The sequence below is a fragment of the Salinibacterium sp. VpJ6 genome, assembly GCF_059767345.1.
Genome location: NZ_JBSOQL010000001.1, coordinates 516,891 through 535,339, shown reverse-complemented (window position 1 = coordinate 535,339; position 18,449 = coordinate 516,891). Strand labels below are relative to the sequence as shown.

The following is an 18,449-nucleotide window of genomic DNA, read 5'->3' as shown; positions in this document are numbered from 1 at the left end:
AGGTCGTCCTCGTGCAGATTATTCGCACCCACGTACCACTGGAGCCCCATGTCGTATCCCCGCCACAGCTCAGACGATTCCGTCGCGCCGTCACCGAAGTTTCCGGCGATCGAAGAGCAGGTGCTCTCATACTGGAAATCCGACGACACTTTTCAGGCATCCATTGACCAGCGTGAAGGCGCCGATGAGTGGGTCTTCTACGACGGCCCTCCTTTCGCCAACGGCCTCCCGCACTACGGTCACCTGCTGACCGGCTACGCCAAAGACCTCTTTCCGCGCTTCCAAACCATGCGAGGCAAGCAAGTGCACCGCCGCTTCGGCTGGGACACTCACGGATTGCCCGCTGAGCTCGAGGCAATGCGCCAGCTCGGCATCACCGAGAAGAGCCAGATCGAAGAGATGGGCATCGACACGTTCAATGCCGCTGCTCGCGAATCGGTGCTCAAGTACACCGGTGAATGGCAAGAGTATGTGACGCGCATGGCACGTTGGGTCGACTTCGAGAACGACTACAAGACGCTTGACGTGGGCTTCATGGAGAGCGTCATCTGGGCGTTCAAGCAACTGCACCAGAAGAACCTCGCGTACGAAGGCTTCAGGGTGCTGCCGTACTGCTGGAACGACGAGACTCCGCTCTCCAACCACGAACTGCGCATGGATGACGACGTCTACAAGATGCGTCAAGACCAGACCGTCACGGTCACCTTCCCGCTCGACGGCGTGAAGGCCGAAAGCATCGGCCTTACCGGCGTGAAGGCTCTCGCCTGGACGACCACTCCGTGGACTCTGCCCACCAACCTTGCGCTCGCTGTCGGCCCCGACATCGATTACGCAGTGCTGCCGTCTGGCCCCCTCGGTGCTGGCGACGGATCCGAAGAAGGAGCGGCGCAATTTTTGCTCGCCGCCGACACCATCGCGGCCTACGCAAAAGAACTCGGCTACGAGACAGCGGAAGAAGCCGTTGCCGCCATCTCGCGCACGCTCAAGGGTGCCGAACTCGAGGGCGTTCGCTACGACCGTCTCTGGGACTTCTACGCGGATGCCGAAACGTACGGCACCGAAAATGCGTGGCAGTTCCTGGTCGCCGACTATGTCGCCACGGGTGAAGGTACCGGCATCGTGCATCAGGCGCCCGCCTACGGTGAAGATGACCAAAATGTCTGTGCCGCAGCGGGTATCCCCGTTGTCATCTCGGTCGACGACGGCGGCAAGTTCTTGTCGTCGGTCGCACCGGTCGCCGGTATGCAGGTCTTCGACGCCAACAAGCCGCTGACGAAGCTGCTGCGCGAAGAGGGCCGCCTGCTCAAGGCCGCCAGCTACGAGCACTCGTACCCGCACTGCTGGCGTTGCCGCAACCCCCTGATCTACAAGGCTGTTTCGAGCTGGTTCGTGAAGGTTCCCGAGTTCCGCGACCGCATGAGCGAGCTCAACCAGGAGATCAACTGGGTTCCCGAGAACGTCAAGGAGGGCCAGTTTGGCAAGTGGGTGGGCAACGCCCGCGACTGGTCGATCAGCCGCAACCGTTACTGGGGTTCGCCGATCCCGATCTGGAAGAGCGACAACCCCGACTTCCCCCGCGTGGATGTTTACGGCTCGCTTGCCGAGATCGAAGCAGACTTCGGTCGCTTGCCTCTCAATCACGATGGCGAGCCCGACCTGCACCGCCCGTTTATCGATGAGCTGACACGCCCCAACCCCGACGACCCGAGCGGTCAGTCGACGATGCGCCGCATCGAAGACGTGCTCGACGTCTGGTTCGATTCGGGCTCGATGCCCTTCGCTCAGGTCCACTACCCCTTCGAGAACCAGGAGTGGTTCGACAGCCACAGCCCGGCCGACTTCATCGTGGAGTACATCGGTCAGACCCGTGGCTGGTTCTACACCTTGCACACGCTCTCTACGGCGCTGTTCGATCGCCCGGCATTCTCGAACGTCATCAGCCACGGCATCGTGCTCGGCAACGACGGCCAGAAGATGTCGAAGAGCCTGCGTAACTACCCGGACGTCTCTGAAGTGTTCGAGCGAGACGGCGCTGACGCGATGCGCTGGTTCCTGATGTCGAGCTCGGTAATCCGTGGCGGAAATCTCATGGTTACCGAAGAGGGCATCCGCGATGGTGTTCGCCAGGTTCTTCTTCCGCTGTGGAGCACGTACTACTTCTTCACCCTGTATGCCAACGCGGCAGACAACTACGAGGCTCAGTGGCGCACAGATTCCGACAACGTTCTTGACCGCTACTTGCTGGCTAAGACGCGTGAACTGATCGAGGATGTCACCGCTGAACTTGATGCGCTCGACAGCCCGATGGCCGCGGCCAAGCTCCGCGACTTCGCCGACGTTCTGACCAACTGGTACGTGCGTCGCAGCCGCGACCGCTTCTGGAGCGGCGACGACACGGATGCCTTCGACACCCTCTTCACGGTGCTCGAGACGGTGGCGCGCGTTGCTGCCCCGCTGCTCCCGCTCGTCTCGGAAGAGATGTGGCGCGGCCTTACGGGTGAGCGCAGCGTTCACCTCACCGACTGGCCCGATGCTTCGGCGTTCCCCGCCGATCACGACCTCGTAGCTTCCATGGACCGCGTTCGCGAAATTGCCTCCAGTGGGCTCGCTCTGCGCAAGGCCCGCAGCCTGCGCGTGCGTCTGCCGCTGGCATCGCTCACCGTCGTCAGTGCCGTGCCGTCGGCTCTCGCGCCCTTCAGCGACATCCTGCGTGACGAACTCAACGTCAAGGCGGTCAAGTTCGAACTTCTCGAAGAGGGATCGCTTGACAGCTTCGGCATCACCAAGAAGCTCACGGTCAACGCTCGTGCTCTCGGCCCGCGCGTAGGCAAGCAAGTGCAGCAGGTTATCAAGGAGGCCAAGGCCGGCAACTGGGAAACCACCGCCGAGGGCGTCTCTGTTGACGGCATGCCGCTTGAAGCTGGGGAGTACGAACTCCAGATGGAAGCCGCCGATGAGGCAAGCGCGATCGCGTTCCTCTCTGATGGTGGTTTCGTGATCATCGACACCCAGCTCACGCCGGAACTGTCGGCTGAAGGGCTCGCTCGCGACGTCATCCGTGCCATTCAGGATGCTCGCAAGGCTGCCGGCTTCGACGTCAGCGACCGTATCGCGCTCACCATCGGTGCGCTCGATGCCGCCGATCACGAAGCAATCGCGTTCCACAGCGCGATGATTGCGTCAGAAACGCTTGCAGCGGAATCCGTCGTTCAGGCCTTCGCGAACGAACTCGAAGAGGGCACACTAGAAGTGCACCGCACGCAACTGGCGGCAGGAAAGTACGCCAATACTGGCGCGCTGGTGATCGATATCACCAAGATGGGAACGACCAATGTCTGACCGCGATGATGAACTCGGCAACGACGGCCAATTCGACGAAAACGGCGACCCCATTGAGGTGGAGTTGACGGACGAAGAACGCGCCGAGCTCGGCCCGGATCACCCTCTCGCCGATCTGAGCCCTTTCGCCGACGGCTTCGAGGGCACCAACATCGACGACGACTCGGACTTCGAACTCGAAGACTCCGAGTATCAGTCGGATGCAGAGAACGTCTTCGAAGAACTTCTCGCGCGAGTGGGGGAGCAGGCGCCTCAGCCGCGGCTCGAAGCCACTCGTCGTGCCGTGGAACTCATCGGCGACCCGCAGCGCACCTATCCGGTGATTCACATCACCGGTACGAACGGCAAGACGAGCACAAGCCGCATCACCGAGAGCATCTTGCGCGCCTACGGGCTGCGCACGGGCCTCATGACGAGTCCGCACCTTGTGCGCGTCAACGAGCGCATCGTGATTGATGGCCGCCCCATTTCTAACCGGGCTTTGGCCGAGAACTGGGCTGACATCCGCCCGTTCCTGCTGATGGTCGATGCCGAGTTGCTCGCTAAGGGCGAAGAGGCTTTGACGTACTTCGAGGCGCTCACGGTGCTCGCGTTTGCGAGCTTCGCCGAGGCGCCCGTCGACGTCGCCATTCTTGAGGTCGGTATGGGCGGCGAGTGGGATTCCACGAACGTCGCCGATGGCCAGGTCGCGGTGTTCAGCCCGATTGCCCTCGACCACACGCACCGCTTGGGTTTGACGATCTCCGAGATCGCTCGCACGAAGGCGGGCATTATCAAGCCAGCTGCGGCGATCGTGTCTGCGCTGCAGACCGCGGATGCTCAGATCGAACTTGAGCGGGCTGCTGACCTCACTGAATCCACGATGGGTGTGGAAGGCGATGCCTTCGAGCTCGTCAGTAGCGATGTTGCCGTCGGCGGCCAGCTCATCACCGTTCGCGGAATCGCTGGTACCTACTCCGATCTCTTCATGCCGCTGTTTGGTGAGTTCCAAGGCCACAACGCCGCCCTCGCCATCGCCGCCGTCGAGTCGTTCCTGGGCGCGGGCACGCAGGCTCTCGTTCACGATGTTCTTGCCGAAGGGCTGGCGACCGTCACGTCGCCCGGTCGCCTCCAGGTGATCGGTGCTGAGCCGACGGTCATCGTGGATGCCGCTCACAACCCTCACGGTGCTGCTGCTCTCGCCGCCGCGCTCAAGGAATACTTCACCTTCGAAGACATCGCCTTCGTGATCGCGGTACTCGACGACAAAGATGCTGCCGGAATAGTCGGCGCCCTTGCCCCGATCGCCAACCGCTTCTACGTCACTACTTCGGAGTCGGAGCGAGCAATTGCTCCCGAAGAACTCGTCGAGACCGTACGCACCTTTACCGATGAGACCACGGACTTCGACACCTTCGCGGAGGCTATCGAGCTTGCTCGCAGTTGGGCAGGAGAGAACGAACGCCGCGCGGTTGTCGTGACCGGCTCAATCACGCTCGTCGGCGAGGCTCTCGCCTTGGCGAAGGCGGAAGGCTGGAAGCCATGACCGCGGAGCCCAAGGTTCGCCGCAAGCGGTCAGTAACCGAGCTGCTGCTGAGCATTGTGTTGGTGCTCGACGCCACGTTGATTTTCTTCGTCGCGCTCACCGCTTTCGGGCTCAAAGCATTGCAGCCCGCTCCCGCCTTTATCGGGGGAGCACTTCTCATCCTTGTGTTCGTAGCCTTGGCTCGCATGCTGCACCGTCCCGGAGCGATGGCTGTCGGTTGGGCGCTGCAGGTTGGGCTCATTGCGCTCGGCTTCATCCTCACCCCCATGTTCGTGGTGGGTGCCGGTTTCGCCGCCATTTGGGTGTTCTGCTTCATCAAGGGGCAGCAAATCGACCGTGCGAAAGCCGAAATTCTTAGTACCCAGTCCATGACCACCCCTTCTGAGGAGAGACAATGAACATCGAAGAGACCCTTGTACTGATCAAGCCTGACGGCGTTGCTCGCAACCTGACCGGTGAAATCCTTCGCCGCATCGAAGCAAAGGGCTACCAGCTCGTTGACGTTCGACTCGTGCAGGCGGATGTCGACCTCCTGTCGCAGCACTACGCCGAGCACGAAGGCAAGCCCTTCTACGAGCCGCTGCTCGACTTCATGCAGTCGGGCCCGACGGTCGCGCTGCGCATCGCTGGCAACCGTGCCATCGAGGGATTCCGCTCGCTCGCCGGCACCACCGACCCCACCACGGCAGCTCCGGGAACCATCCGTGGCGACCTTGGCCGCGACTGGGGCCTCGCTGTTCAGCAAAACCTCGTTCACGGCAGCGACTCGCCCGAGTCGGCCGCTCGTGAACTCGCGCTCTGGTTCGCCTAAAACCATTCCGTGAGTGAGCGACTCAACCGCTCCCCGCAGAACAACGGCGAGAGCCTGACTTCGGTCAGACTCTCGCCGTTGGCGCGTTAAAGCGGTTTGTTTCCGGCTCGGCGCCAGTAGTCGCGTTGACCGTGGCGTTCTATTCGAACGCTGCGTTCCCGCCAGGGAATACGTTCTAGAGGTAGGCCAGCACGTCGAGTCGCACTTGGGCGACAACAGCGATGATGATGTAGCCGACGATCGCGATGACGGGAACCCAGCTGTACGCTGCACCCGCGGCCTTTCGAATGCGCTTCGGCGCCGGGATCGCACCGACCTTGAGGTTACGCAGGGTCACTGCCCAGAACAGCGGAATGGTCACCGACCACACGGTCATACACCAGACGCACAGCGTGCCGAGGTTGAAAATGCTCTGATATGCCAGCCAGAGAATAAAGGCGAAAGCTCCTGCAATCCCGAGGTTGAAGACCACCCAGAACCAGCTATTGAAGCGGGCACCGGCAAGAATCGCTGCGCCGACGACGACGGGGGCCATGAAAGCGATGAGCCCGATGATGGGGTTGGGAAAGCCGAGAACGGCGCCTTGCTGAGATCCCAGGTTCGCGGCGCACTGCACTACGAGGCTGAAGTCGCAACTGAGATCGACGCCGGGATTTTCGAGCGTATGAATCTTCTCGATCATTAGTTCGAAAGACGCCCAGAGACCAATCAGCCCGGCAAAAATCATGAAAATGGCGAGGGCGATGGGCCTGTTGCGAACCCCGGAAGCAGTCATGGAGGGATTATCGCACGCGCGCCCAGCTCACTTTCTGAGAATGCGTGCGATAATGAACCGTAGTTATTCCGAGCCGCGCTCGGAACGACACCAAGAAGTCTTCCCGGGCATAGCGACCGGACCAGTTGCGCAACGCTAGTTGCGTGAGTCGAATAGCCAGTTTCGAAGTGCTGTGAGAGAGCACAACTGCAACGCGAGCCACGGGCCCGTTGCAGGACCTGAAGAATTAGTAGCGGTTCCTGAACCATAGGTTTGGTGGGGGAATAGCGCACGAGAGAGTACCCGGTAGGTGGCGCGGTCGCCTACGAGGGCTAGGAGTACACCAGCAATGGTGAATGAAAGCGATAAGTCGAAAGAAGTTCCGAAGAAGAAGGGCCTGTTTGGCCGTATTCTTCCCTCATCCAAGGCAGCGGTAGAGAAGCCTGTGGCGCAGACGCCTCAGGTTGAGACTCCCGCGGTTGTGGAGGCTCCGGCCGCCACGCCAGCAGCTGCAGAGGCTCCCGCTGCGGCGCGCGAACCTCGCGCAGCCAAGTCGACGCAGCGTCCCGCCGCGAAGACTGCGAGCCAGCACCTCGGTCTTGAAGTTCCGGATGCCGTTACGGGCATGAAGGCGGATGCTGCGGTATCCGACTCTTCCGCTGCTTCCGCAGCGAAGGCCGACAAGAAGCCTGATTCTGAAGCACCTGCTCGCTCGCGTTCGCGTAAGAGCACCGCGCCCAAGAAGTCGGCGGATGACGCTAAGGCTGCCAAGGCCACGAAGGCCCCGGCCGCTGCCTTGACTCCGACGTCGACCACGTCGCTGCTCTTCCAGGCCCCTGACCTTCCCGATCTTCCGGAGCGCGCACCTCGTTCGCGCAACGACAACGGTTCCAACGGCGATAACCGCAATAGCGACAGCCGCGACAACCGTGACAACGACAACGGCAACAACGATGAGGCCGGCAACGTGCGTCGTCGTTCGCGTCGTCGTTCCGGCGAAGATGCTCGTCCCGGCGACGAGTCGCCCAACACAGTGGTTCGGGTGCGCCAGCCGCGCAAGCAGGCTGAGCCCAGCAACGAGCCCACTCGAGTCAAGGGGTCAACGCGCCTCGAGGCTAAGAAGCAGCGCCGCCGTGATGGTCGCGATGCTGGTCGTCGTCGTCCCGTTGTCACCGAGAGCGAGTTCCTCGCGCGCCGTGAAAGCGTTGACCGTGTCATGGTGGTCCGCTCGAAGTTTGACCGCATCCAGATTGCCGTTCTTGAAGACGGCGTTCTCGTGGAGCACTACGTCGCTAAGGCGCAGGATGCCAGCCTCATCGGCAACGTGTACCTCGGTCGTGTTCAGAACGTTCTGCCCAGCATGGAAGCAGCGTTCGTTGACATCGGGCGCGGCCGCAACGCTGTGCTCTACTCCGGTGAAGTTGACTGGGATGCCGCGGCGGAGAACTCCGCTGATGGCAAGCCGCAGGCTCGTCGCATTGAGCTCGCGCTCAAGCCCGGCGACCGCGTGCTTGTTCAGGTCACTAAAGACCCCGTAGGTCACAAGGGTGCTCGACTCACGAGCCAGGTTTCCTTGCCCGGCCGCTACCTCGTCTACGTGCCGAATGGTTCGATGAGTGGCATTAGCCGCAAGCTGCCCGACACCGAGCGTTCGCGTCTCAAGAAGATCCTGAAGGGTGTTCTGCCCGAAAACGTCGGCGTCATTGTGCGTACGGCAGCTGAGGGCGCGACTGAGGAGCAGCTCACGCTCGATGTCAGCCGCCTCACCGAGCAGTGGTCCGACATCAGCACTCAGGTCGAGAAGGCACAGGCTCCGGCGCTGCTGCACTCCGAGCCCGATCTGCTCATCAAGATCATCCGCGATGTCTTCAACGAAGATTTCCACAAGCTCGTCATCGAAGGTGCCGACGCTCGTAAGACGATCGAAAGCTACGTTCGTTCCGTTGCGCCCGACCTCGTTGACCGCCTTCAGGCGCACGAGAGCTCGGTCGACTCCTTCGAGGAGTACCGCGTCTCGGAGCAGATCGAGAAGGCGCTTGACCGCAAGGTTTGGCTGCCCTCGGGTGGTTCGCTCGTGATCGACCGCACCGAAGCGATGACGGTCGTTGACGTCAACACGGGCAAGTTCGTCGGCTCCGGCGGAAACCTCGAAGAGACTGTCACGAAGAACAACGTGGAGGCCGCGGAAGAGATCGTTCGCCAGCTGCGTCTGCGCGACATCGGTGGAATCATCGTTGTCGACTTCATCGACATGGTTTTGGAATCTAACCGTGACCTCGTGTTGCGTCGCCTCGTTGAGTGCTTGAGCCGTGACCGTACGAAGCACCAGGTTGCCGAAGTTACGTCGCTCGGTCTGGTTCAGATGACGCGTAAGAAGCTCGGCCTCGGCCTGCTCGAAACGTTCAGCGAGAACTGTGAAGTGTGCGCTGGCCGTGGTGTCATCGTTCACCACGACCCCGTGTCGAAGCACCGTTCGCAGCCGACCCAAAACGAACAGTCCGGCAGCGGTCGCCGTGGTCGCAACCGTGGTGGTAACAATAACTCCGGTGGCTCGAACAACAACGGTTCCGGCAACTCTGGCAACTCCGGCTCCAACGGTGGCGGCAACGGCAACGGCAACGGCGGTTCGAACGCTCAGCAGTCGACCGGCTCCGCGAAGGCGGCTGCGGCTCCGACAACGGGTGCCAGCAACGGTACCCACGCCATCACCGAAGACGTTCGTAACGCCCTCGCGCGGGTTGCTGCCAGCACGGTCGTTCCCGTAGTGGAGAACGGCACGGATGCTCCGGCCGCCGATTCCGCCGCGAAGAGCGCCGCACCGGCAGCAGAAGCCGCGACCACCTCGGCTCCTGAGCCGAAGAAGTCGCGCCGCAGCAAGAGCGGCAAGCAGACGAGCACGTCGGCATCGTCATCGCAGGATGCAGCGGAGCCAGCAGCTGCTGCGGCTCCCGTTGACGAGCCTGCAGTCGCGATTCTCGACATCCCGATCACGAAGACTGAGAAGGCTGCTCCCACAATCAGCACGCAAGACGCGGAGCAGATTCTGGGATCGGTTCTTGAGGCTCTCCCCGAGCCCAAGCAGCCCGGCCACGGCCGAGCTCGCGGGTCACGTCGTGCCAGCAGCCAGGGCAAGATCGTCAACGCAACTCCCAGCGACGACAACTAGCTCGTCGCTTCTCGGCTCCGTGACAGTTTCGAGTTTGTAAGGTTATTCCGTGACCACCACTGTGCCTGCGAGCGTCGATGATCATCATCAGCATGATCATCGACCTCGCCGCTCTCGCAATCGCTGGTTGTGGTTGGCGATCGGCACGCTGGGGGTCGCGGGTATCCTCGGCCTTCGCGCGTTCACCGGCGTTCAAGAGTCGTTCGGCGTTCCGGGGCTCACTGCAGACCTACTGACGCTCGCGACGAGCGTCATTATCGAGTCGTTGCCCTTTGTGGTGCTCGGTATTGCGCTGTCGATCGTCGTTCAGGCGTGGCTTCCGGATGATCTACTCATGCGATATTTGCCGAACAGCCCCGTGCTTCGTCGCGCCGCGATCTCGATGTTCGGAATTGCCTTGCCCGTGTGCGAGTGCGGAAACGTTCCTCTCGCCCGCGGGCTCGTGATGAAGGGCTTCACTGTTCCCGAGTCAATGACATTCTTGCTCGCGGCACCCATCATCAACCCAATAACCATCGTCACCACTCATCAGGCGTTCGGTTTTGACGACGGCATTCTGGTCGGCCGTATTCTCGGCGGGCTCGCTATCGCCAACATCGTCGGTTGGCTCTTCAGTCTTCACCCGCAGCCCAATTCGTTGCTCACGGACAGGTTCGCCGCTCAGTGCGCAGCGGGCTCGCATGAACACCGCCAGTCGCGCTCAGAGAAGAGTCTCGATATCTTCATGCGGGAGTCGAGTGTGCTGATGCCCGCCGTCTTCATTGGCTCGCTCATCGCCGGCGCCATTCAAGTGGCTGTTCCCCGAGACGTTCTTGTCTCACTCGGTAGCAACCCGCTGTGGTCGATTCTGGCGATGATGCTTCTCGCCTTTGTCATTTCGGTGTGTTCGAGCGTTGACGCCTTCTTTATTCTTCCGTTTGCGAGCACCTTCATGCCCGGTTCAATCGTGACGTTCCTCGTATTCGGCCCGATCATCGACATCAAGATGCTCGCGATCATGCGCACGACGTTCCCGGGCAAGGTCCTTCTGCAGCTGTCTCTCGTCGTCGCGCTCATGAGCGCCCTGATCGGGTTGGTGATCAACTATGTGGCCTAGTCTTCAACGCTGGTGGGGCGTCATCCTGATCCTGGTGTCAGTGTGCGCCACTGTCTGGCTTGGCGTGACCCAGCAGCTCGTTCTCTATATTCACCCCCGCTACGTGGTCTTTACCGTCGTGATGGCGGGCATCGCGCTGGTTCTTGGCGTTCTCAGCATCGCAGTGCGCCCTGCGGACACCGAAGGCTCCGCACCACGACGCGGATGGTCGCGTGTCGTGGGGGGATTAGCACTGCTGCTCTCTGGTGCCGTCGCCCTCACGCTCGTTCTCATTCCGCCGACAACGCTCTCGAGCGCAACCGCGAGTCAGCGTGACATCGTGGGCTCCACGGTGGGCAGCGACAGCCAAAATGTGGATGAGGTAGAGAACGCCGACGACGAACTGCTCGCGAGTTTTACCGTCGTGGACTGGGCCTCGCTGCTTCGTCAGACGAGTGACCCGAGCTTCTACGCGAACAAGACAGCGGATCTCGTCGGGTTCATCACAGCGAGCGAGGACGACCCGAGCAACATCTTCTACCTGTCGCGGTTCACCGTGACCTGCTGTGCCGTTGACGCCCAGCCCACCGGAGTTGCGGTGTACGCACCAGAGTGGCAGAACGAGTTCGAGGTCGATGGGTGGATTGAGGTTACGGGTTCGTTCGAGACCAATCCCAGTTCCCGCAGTGATCTGCCCCTCGTGCTGGTTCCGGAGACAATGACTGCAGTGGAGCGGCCCAGTGAGCCATATCTCTATTAGCGCACCGCCTCCCGAAGCGGCCAACAGCATGCAATCGTTCCGCCGCACTTTTGTGTTGACCTCGGTCATTCTTGTAGTGCTGTGTGGCATCTTCCTGGCTTTGGGCTACCTTCAGGGCCCCAAACTCTCTAGTGCCCAGGTCGACGCGGATGCCGTAGTCACGTCGTCCGATCAAACCTTGCGTTTGTTTGCCAATCAGGCCATCGCTGCCGTCGATCCGGCTGCGGTCACGGTCGAGCCGGCGATCGACGCCACCGCATCGAGCGAGGGAGACCTCATTTCGGTGCAGTTCGGTCAAGCGCTCGACTACAACACGGAGTACACCGTGAGCGTGGAGGGCGTCACGACTCTGTCGGGAGGCCCCGAGTCGACGCTGACGTACTCGTTCACGACGGGGGAGCCGGAGCTCTACTACCTCGACCGTGGCGAGCCCAACGACGAGATCATTCGCACGGGGCTCACGTCTCAAGACCGCACGGTGGTGTTCGCTGGCGTGGGCATCCAAGAATTTGTGCCGGTGGGCGATGTCGTAGCGTTCACGACCGCCGCGGCAGATCGCACAGGCACCCTGACGCTGGCGAACCCCGATACCGGGGTGACGGAGCAAGTGCTGTTGCCCGAGGCCGGTGAAGTTGCCGATTTGGATGCCACACGTTCGGGCTCGCTGTTGGGCTTCACTATTTCGAGTGAAGATCCTGGCCCTATCCCCACGATCTCGCACACGCTGTATACGGTTGACCTCGATCGAGGCCGCGATGTGGTTGCCGTCAACGACTTAGACGGTGAGCCGATGCGTGTCACGGGGTGGCAGTTTGTGCCTGGCACGGCAGAAATCGTGGCGGTGACCACCGAGAGCACGTTGGTGCGCGTCGACACCACGACGGGTCTCATCATTCCGCTCGGCGGCTACTTCGACTTCGATCGCGTCTCAGCAGACGGTTCTACGGCGATCGTGAACGACACGACAGGCAGCGCGGCCGTAACGCTCGCTGACGGTACCGAGGTGAGGCTGCATCCTTCACGTATCGACGGCGAACAACCCTTTATCGGTCAAACTGATGCCGATGCAGACGGCAATCTTGTCGCCAAGATGGTGTTGGTGGGGGAGACCGGGGCGACGTTCAGCAGCGTTCTCGCGTTTGACAACGGCGAGGAGTCGCGCATCCTCTACCAAACAGTTGGAGACAAGGGCGCCATTCTCGATTTTGAGGTTTCGCCTAACAACCAGTTCGTTGCTGTCGAAGTTCAGCCCAACGTGGCGACTCTCGATTCAGACCAATACGTGATGAATCCGCGACCGCAAAGCACCACAACCTATCTCGTGGAGATTGCCACGGGAGCCGTAACGCGCAGTGTTGAGGGCTTTGGTACCGTCTGGCGCTAGATTCGCTGTATGACCGCTGTTTCTGATCTCAACGAATTGCTCTCGACCATGGAGCCTCACCTCAACGAGGGCGTTTACGTCTTCGCCACGGTGAAGTCTCTCGCCGACGTCGAGGCGGAGTCGATCGTGGCGGTCATGCGCGAGACAGAGGGCATGTCAGTCGTAATGTCCGAGGCGGATGCCGTGCGCCAGGGTATCCCGCACGAGTTCCGTTCATCGTGGATCACTCTCACGGTCACCTCGGCGTTAGAGGCAGTGGGGCTTACGGCAGCGTTCGCGCAGGCTCTCGGTGACGTGCAGATCAGCTGCAACGTGATTGCCGGGCGTCATCACGATCACTTGTTTGTGCCTGTGGAGTCAACGGATGCCGCCCTCACGGCCCTGCGGTCGCTGCAGTCGACCGCGAACTAACTTTCGCTCGCGCCGGCCGTTAGTGCGCCGGGCGATCCTTTTGCGCTACCCGCAGGCCGCTGGCTTGGAGGCGATGCACGAACTCTCGCACGCCTACGGGCTCGGCGCCGAGTGCCACGAGATCGCTCCACATGCGGGCGGGAACGTCGTAGTGATCGAGGTCGAAGCCACGGCGGGGGATACCGGCGCGTTCGGCAAACTCGTGCAGTTCTTCGAGCGAGGTGTCGCTCACAATGTGCGCCCAGACCGTATCGTGGGCTGGCCAAATGGGCTGGTCAATCAACACGGTCATAGGTTGAGCCTAATTGACGGCCAACCTGCAGGCGGAGGTTTTGACCCAGTGCCCGTTAGCGGCGTACTATTGAACCCGCTGCACCCGAGTTGTGGTTTCGATCTCCGAGATCGTGACCAATGTTGGTATACACGTTCTCGTTTTCGCCGAGTCAAGTTTTGATTGATTCAGTCGAAAGCTACCGCAGCGTGTCGTTTGACCGGGAGTGCCCACGTCGAGTATCGTTGATCCTTGGCGTGTGCTGGGCAAAGCCCGCAGAGATCGCCACAAGCTTCAGTAGTTCTAGCTATTCAATCGTTAAGTAAGGGTCAAAAGTGGTTTACGCAGTTGTGCGCGCCGGTGGGCGGCAGGAGAAGGTAGAGGTCGGCACGATTGTCGTTCTCGACCGCATCGCAGCCGACAAGAACGGCAATGTTGAGCTCGCTCCAGTTCTGTTCGTTGACGGCGACAAGATCACTCACGACGCTAAGGCGCTTGAGAAGATCAAGGTCGTTGCCGAGGTATTGAACGACGAGCGCGGTCCCAAGATCGTTATCCAGAAGTTCAAGAACAAGACCGGCTACAAGGTTCGCCAGGGTCACCGTCAAGAACTGACCCGCATCAAGATCACCAGCATCAAGTAACTGCTGACGGACGTAAAGGACTTCTAGACAGATGGCACATAAAAAGGGCGCAAGCTCCACCCGTAACGGTCGTGACTCCAACGCGCAGCGCCTCGGCGTAAAGCGCTTCGGCGGCCAAGAGGTTCTCGCCGGCGAGATCATCGTTCGCCAGCGTGGCACCCACTTCCACCCCGGCGTTAACGTCGGTCGTGGCGGCGACGACACCCTGTTCGCTCTCGCAGCGGGCGCGGTTCAGTTCGGTGCAAAGGGCGGCCGCAAGGTCGTCAACATCGTTTCCGCGTAACTTTCCGCGGCATAAACTCCGCGTCACCTGCGTGCAGGGGGCGTAAAAGCGAAGAGCGAGCTTCGGCTCGCTCTCGCCATTTAAGATGGCAGGCGTCTGCTGTCTAAAATGACAGCAGAATATTTTCAGTAGCTCACGAGAACAGGAGGAACCATCGTGGCATCGTTCGTCGATCAGGTAACTCTTCACCTCGTGGCAGGCCACGGTGGTAGCGGTTGTGTGTCCGTTAAGCGCGAGAAGTTCAAGCCTCTCGCCGGCCCTGACGGTGGCAAGGGCGGTGACGGTGGAGACATCGTTCTCGTCAGTGACCCGCAGGTAACGACCCTTCTCAACTACCACCGCTCACCGCACCGCAAGTCTCAGCACGGTCAGCCCGGTCAGGGCGACCTCAAGGCGGGTACCGCCGGTGCAGAGATGGTTCTTCCCGTTCCTGTGGGCACTGTGGTGCGCGATGGCGACGGCGAAGTGCTCCTCGATATGGATGCTCCGGGAATGCGACTTGTCGTAGCTCCTGGTGGCCAGGGTGGGCTCGGTAACGCTGCACTGTCATCCACGAAGCGCAAGGCTCCCGGCTTCGCGCTGCTCGGTACTCCCGGCTTTGAGGGTGATATTCACCTCGAGCTCAAGACTGTGGCCGATGTCGCTCTGGTGGGTTACCCCTCAGCGGGTAAGTCCAGCCTCATCGCTGCGATGAGCGCGGCAAAGCCGAAGATCGCGGACTACCCGTTCACGACCCTTCACCCGAACTTGGGTGTTGTTGAGTCGGGCGAGATCCGTTATACGATCGCCGACGTTCCCGGCCTCATCGAGGGTGCGAGCGAGGGTAAGGGACTCGGGCTAGAGTTCCTGCGTCACGTTGAGCGTTGTACCGCTCTGCTTCACGTTCTCGACTGTGCAACCCTCGAGCCTGGTCGCGACCCGATCAGCGACCTTGACATCATTCTCGGTGAACTCGCTGCGTACCCTGTGCCTGAGGGCCAGAAGCCGCTTCTCGAGCGTGAGCAAATCATTGCTCTCAACAAGGTCGATGTTCCTGACGGAAACGACCTCGCCAACCTCGTCAAGGCTGAGCTCGAAGAGCGCGGTTACCGCGTGTTCGAAGTTTCCGCTGTGTCGCGTCACGGTCTTCGCGAACTTTCGTTCGCCCTCGCAGCCCTCGTGGTCGCTGAGCGTGAAGCCCAGATCGCTGAGCCGGTCAAGGAACGCATCGTTCTTCGTCCGCGCGCCGTCAACGCCAAGGACTTTGTTGTCAAGGTCGAGGGTGGCACGTACGGCAACGTGTATCGCGTTGTGGGAGAGAAGCCCGAGCGTTGGGTCGCTCAAACAGACTTCGTGAACGAAGAAGCCGTTGGTTACCTGGCTGATCGTCTCGCGCGCCTCGGTGTTGAAGACCAGCTCTTCAAGTCCGGTGCTGTTCCTGGCTCCACCGTCATCATCGGCGCTGGCGGAGGTGTTGTCTTCGACTGGGAGCCCACACTGTCATCCGCTGCCGAATTGATCGTTGCGCCGCGTGGTACCGACCCACGCCTCGACGATAACCCTCGTGAAACGAACCGCAGCCGTCGTCGCAACTACCTTGAGCGTATGGATGCCAAGGCTGCAGCGCGTGCAGAGCTCGATTCTGAGCGCGAGGCAGGCGTCTGGCGTGACGATGAGGGCTTCGCTATTCAGCGCGACGATGAGACAGAGGATCGTGACTAACAAGCCCACCGTGCGTGCCGAGATTCCTCGTGCGCGCCGCATCGTTGTCAAAGTCGGCTCGTCGTCGGTGAGCGGTGCCAACGTGGGTCAGATCGGCGCTCTGGTTGACGCTCTTGTGTCAGCACATGCAGCGGGATCTGAAGTCATTCTTGTTTCGTCCGGTGCTATCGCCACTGGTATTCCGTTCCTCAAGCTCGATAGTCGCCCGACTGACCTCGCGACTCAGCAGGCTGCCGCGGCAGTTGGCCAGAACGTGCTGATCTACCGTTACCAGGAGAGCTTCGACCGCTACGGCGTTGTCGCCGCGCAAATCTTGCTCACGGCCGGGGACATGGAAAACCCCACCCACCACAGCAACGCTCAGCGTGCGCTCGAACGACTTCTCGGGCTCAAGATCTTGCCCATTGTGAACGAGAACGACACGGTTGCGACCCACGAGATCCGTTTCGGCGACAACGACCGCCTCGCGGCGTTGGTTTCCGTTCTGGTGCGGGCGGATGTGCTTGTGTTGCTCTCGGACATTGATGCGCTGTACACGAAACCTCCGTCTGATCCGGGTGCCGAGCGCATCAGTTTCGTCCCGTTCAGCAACGACCTCAGCGACGTTACTTTTGGTGACATCGGGGCGGCTGGCGTCGGTACCGGGGGAGCAGGCACGAAAGTTGCCGCCGCTAAGCACGCAGCTGCGGCTGGAATTCCCGTGCTCCTTGCCGAAACGGGCAGTGTCGCAGCGGCTCTCGCCGGGGAAGAAATTGGCACCTGGTTCGAGGCAGACACCCTCTCGTTGTAACGTTCTTCGGCCTCGGGTTCGCGCCGCTACACTCTGACTATGGTTGATTCGGCAGTTACCGCTCTCTCTATTGACGACAAGCTTCGTGCAGCGCGCGCAGCTTCGCGCACGCTGGCAACGGCCACAACGGTGCAGAAGAATGCGGCGCTGGAAGCTATCGCCGCTGGAGTCGTTGCTAATGCCGACCGCATCGTTGAAGCTAACGCGCTTGACCTCAAGCGGGGGCAAGAAAACGGTATGACGGTCGGACTTCAAGATCGGTTGCGCCTCACTGCGGAACGAATCGACCAGTTGTCAGCTGCAGTGCTCGAAATCGTGGAGCTCGCTGACCCTGTGGGCACTGTCGTGCGGGGTTCGGTGCTGCCCAATGGGTTGTCGGTAGCGCAGATCCGTGTTCCCTTCGGCGTGATCGGCGCTATCTATGAAGCACGCCCCAACGTCACGATCGATATTGCTGCGCTTGCCCTCAAGAGCGGCAACGCGGTGATGCTGCGCGGAGGCTCTGCGGCCGAAGACTCCAACCGCGTGCTCGTTGACGTTATTCAGTCGGCGCTATCCAGCGTGAGCATCGACCCGGCATCTGTGCAGACGGTTGATGAGTTTGGCCGCGATGGGGCGAAAGCGCTCATGCAAGCCCGTGGTTTTGTTGACGTGCTCATTCCCCGAGGCAGCGCTCAGCTCATCCAGACCGTCGTGAACGAGTCGACAGTTCCCGTGATCGAGACCGGCGCCGGTATCGTGCACATCTTCTTGGATGAGTCCGCCGACGAAACCACCGCAGTGGAGATTGTGCACAATGCCAAGGTGCAGCGCCCCAGCGTCTGCAACGCCCTTGAAACTCTGCTGGTGCACGAAAGCGCTGCCGAGCGGTTGATTCCGGCCGTGCTTGCTCGCCTTGCTGACTCGGGCGTGACTATCCACACCGACGCGCGTACTCGCGAACTTTTCCCCTCTGCTGAGGCGGCCACCGATGAGTCTTGGTCTACTGAAAACTTGAGTCTGGATGTCGCGGTGCGGGTCGTAGCTGACCTCGACGCCGCCATCCAGCACATCGACACCTACTCGACCAAGCACACCGAGTCGATCATCACTAACGATCTGGCGAATGCTGATCGCTTCCTCGCTGAGGTGGATTCTGCGGTAGTCATGGTGAACGCCTCCACTCGGTTCACCGACGGGGCAGAGTTCGGTTTTGGTGCCGAAGTGGGCATTTCCACCCAGAAGTTGCACGCTCGCGGCCCCATGGGCCTACCAGAACTTACGAGCACCAAGTGGGTTGTGCGCGGCAGTGGCCAAGTGCGCGGGTAGACTGTTAACGGTTTTGTGAATGGAGATCTGATGCCGATTTTTCTGAACGTTCTTGCGTCGAGCGAAGAGCTTGCACCTCTCGTGCTGCCTGCGCTCGCTTTCCCGCTCATTGCGGCTGTCGTCTTCACGACTCTGGGCTTCGTCACGTGGAGCTTCCGCGACGTCGCTAACCGTCAAGACCGTAAGGCCGCGAAGGCTGGCGACGCCCACGGCGCAGGCCACTAAGG

17 protein-coding genes are annotated in these 18,449 nt (G+C 61.0%); 15 read left to right on the top strand and 2 right to left on the bottom strand.

Annotated elements, in window-relative coordinates; all coding sequences use genetic code 11:
• The first annotated feature begins 48 nt into the window (after positions 1-48).
• From ileS to ndk, 4 genes are read left to right on the top strand one after another with little or no spacing between them, the layout of a single operon-like run.
• Positions 49-3,339, top strand: coding sequence for an isoleucine--tRNA ligase (ileS, locus tag ACWTV1_RS02590; RefSeq protein ID WP_498503999.1), 3,291 nt, complete (start codon positions 49-51; stop codon positions 3,337-3,339).
• Complete coding sequence (locus tag ACWTV1_RS02585) at positions 3,332-4,864, top strand: bifunctional folylpolyglutamate synthase/dihydrofolate synthase (RefSeq protein ID WP_498503998.1); 1,533 nt, start codon at positions 3,332-3,334, stop codon at positions 4,862-4,864. Before ileS ends, ACWTV1_RS02585 begins: the two co-directional genes overlap by 8 nt.
• Positions 4,861-5,262, top strand: a complete 402-nt coding sequence (locus tag ACWTV1_RS02580; RefSeq protein ID WP_498503997.1) for a DUF4233 domain-containing protein — start codon at positions 4,861-4,863, stop codon at positions 5,260-5,262. Before ACWTV1_RS02585 ends, ACWTV1_RS02580 begins: the two co-directional genes overlap by 4 nt.
• Positions 5,259-5,675: a nucleoside-diphosphate kinase gene (gene ndk / locus ACWTV1_RS02575; RefSeq protein ID WP_009772535.1), complete on the top strand. Its 417-nt coding sequence runs from the start codon at positions 5,259-5,261 to the stop codon at positions 5,673-5,675. The genes ACWTV1_RS02580 and ndk overlap by 4 nt, the downstream gene beginning before the upstream one ends.
• Positions 5,676-5,850: 175 nt before the next feature.
• On the opposite strand, the gene ACWTV1_RS02570 is transcribed toward ndk, so the two are convergent.
• Positions 5,851-6,450: a vitamin K epoxide reductase family protein gene (locus ACWTV1_RS02570; protein WP_498503996.1), complete on the bottom strand. Its 600-nt coding sequence runs from the start codon at positions 6,448-6,450 to the stop codon at positions 5,851-5,853.
• Between the two features lie 328 nt (positions 6,451-6,778).
• Here ACWTV1_RS02570 and ACWTV1_RS02565 point away from each other — a divergent pair, with 328 nt between their 5' ends.
• The 5 genes from ACWTV1_RS02565 to ACWTV1_RS02545 all read left to right on the top strand — a co-directional run bounded on the left by ACWTV1_RS02565 (position 6,779) and on the right by ACWTV1_RS02545 (position 13,225).
• Positions 6,779-9,595 carry an Rne/Rng family ribonuclease gene (locus ACWTV1_RS02565; protein ID WP_498503995.1) on the top strand — a complete coding sequence of 939 codons (2,817 nt, stop codon included), beginning with the start codon at positions 6,779-6,781 and terminating at the stop codon, positions 9,593-9,595.
• Between the two features lie 133 nt (positions 9,596-9,728).
• Complete coding sequence (locus ACWTV1_RS02560; protein ID WP_498505019.1) at positions 9,729-10,691, top strand: permease; 963 nt, start codon at positions 9,729-9,731, stop codon at positions 10,689-10,691.
• Positions 10,681-11,430, top strand: a complete 750-nt coding sequence (locus tag ACWTV1_RS02555; protein ID WP_498503994.1) for a TIGR03943 family putative permease subunit — start codon at positions 10,681-10,683, stop codon at positions 11,428-11,430. Before ACWTV1_RS02560 ends, ACWTV1_RS02555 begins: the two co-directional genes overlap by 11 nt.
• A complete protein-coding gene (locus ACWTV1_RS02550; protein WP_498503993.1) occupies positions 11,411-12,814 on the top strand; it encodes an Ig-like domain-containing domain in 1,404 nt (467 codons plus the stop codon). The genes ACWTV1_RS02555 and ACWTV1_RS02550 overlap by 20 nt, the downstream gene beginning before the upstream one ends.
• Positions 12,815-12,823: 9 nt before the next feature.
• Positions 12,824-13,225, top strand: a complete 402-nt coding sequence (locus ACWTV1_RS02545; RefSeq protein ID WP_498503992.1) for an ACT domain-containing protein — start codon at positions 12,824-12,826, stop codon at positions 13,223-13,225.
• A gap of 19 nt (positions 13,226-13,244) precedes the next feature.
• Here the strand turns inward: ACWTV1_RS02545 and ACWTV1_RS02540 are convergent, their stop codons facing one another.
• Complete coding sequence (locus ACWTV1_RS02540) at positions 13,245-13,517, bottom strand: DUF4031 domain-containing protein (protein ID WP_100388744.1); 273 nt, start codon at positions 13,515-13,517, stop codon at positions 13,245-13,247.
• Between the two features lie 314 nt (positions 13,518-13,831).
• Between ACWTV1_RS02540 and rplU the strand changes: the two genes are divergently transcribed.
• The 6 genes from rplU (at position 13,832) to ACWTV1_RS02510 (ending at position 18,447) form a co-directional block, all read left to right on the top strand.
• The gene (rplU, locus tag ACWTV1_RS02535; protein WP_009772527.1) at positions 13,832-14,140 is read left to right on the top strand and encodes a 50S ribosomal protein L21; all 309 of its coding nucleotides are present in this window, start codon (positions 13,832-13,834) and stop codon (positions 14,138-14,140) included.
• Positions 14,141-14,171: 31 nt separating this feature from the next.
• The gene (gene rpmA / locus ACWTV1_RS02530; RefSeq protein ID WP_100388745.1) at positions 14,172-14,423 is read left to right on the top strand and encodes a 50S ribosomal protein L27; all 252 of its coding nucleotides are present in this window, start codon (positions 14,172-14,174) and stop codon (positions 14,421-14,423) included.
• Positions 14,424-14,579: 156 nt separating this feature from the next.
• Positions 14,580-16,124, top strand: a complete 1,545-nt coding sequence (obgE, locus tag ACWTV1_RS02525; protein WP_498503991.1) for a GTPase ObgE — start codon at positions 14,580-14,582, stop codon at positions 16,122-16,124.
• The gene (gene proB / locus ACWTV1_RS02520) at positions 16,117-16,914 is read left to right on the top strand and encodes a glutamate 5-kinase (RefSeq protein ID WP_498503990.1); all 798 of its coding nucleotides are present in this window, start codon (positions 16,117-16,119) and stop codon (positions 16,912-16,914) included. Before obgE ends, proB begins: the two co-directional genes overlap by 8 nt.
• Positions 16,915-16,953: 39 nt before the next feature.
• Positions 16,954-18,222, top strand: a complete 1,269-nt coding sequence (locus ACWTV1_RS02515; RefSeq protein ID WP_498503989.1) for a glutamate-5-semialdehyde dehydrogenase — start codon at positions 16,954-16,956, stop codon at positions 18,220-18,222.
• A gap of 30 nt (positions 18,223-18,252) precedes the next feature.
• Entirely contained in the window at positions 18,253-18,447 is a 195-nt protein-coding gene (locus ACWTV1_RS02510) for a hypothetical protein (protein ID WP_498503988.1), read from the top strand.
• Positions 18,448-18,449: the final 2 nt, after the last annotated feature.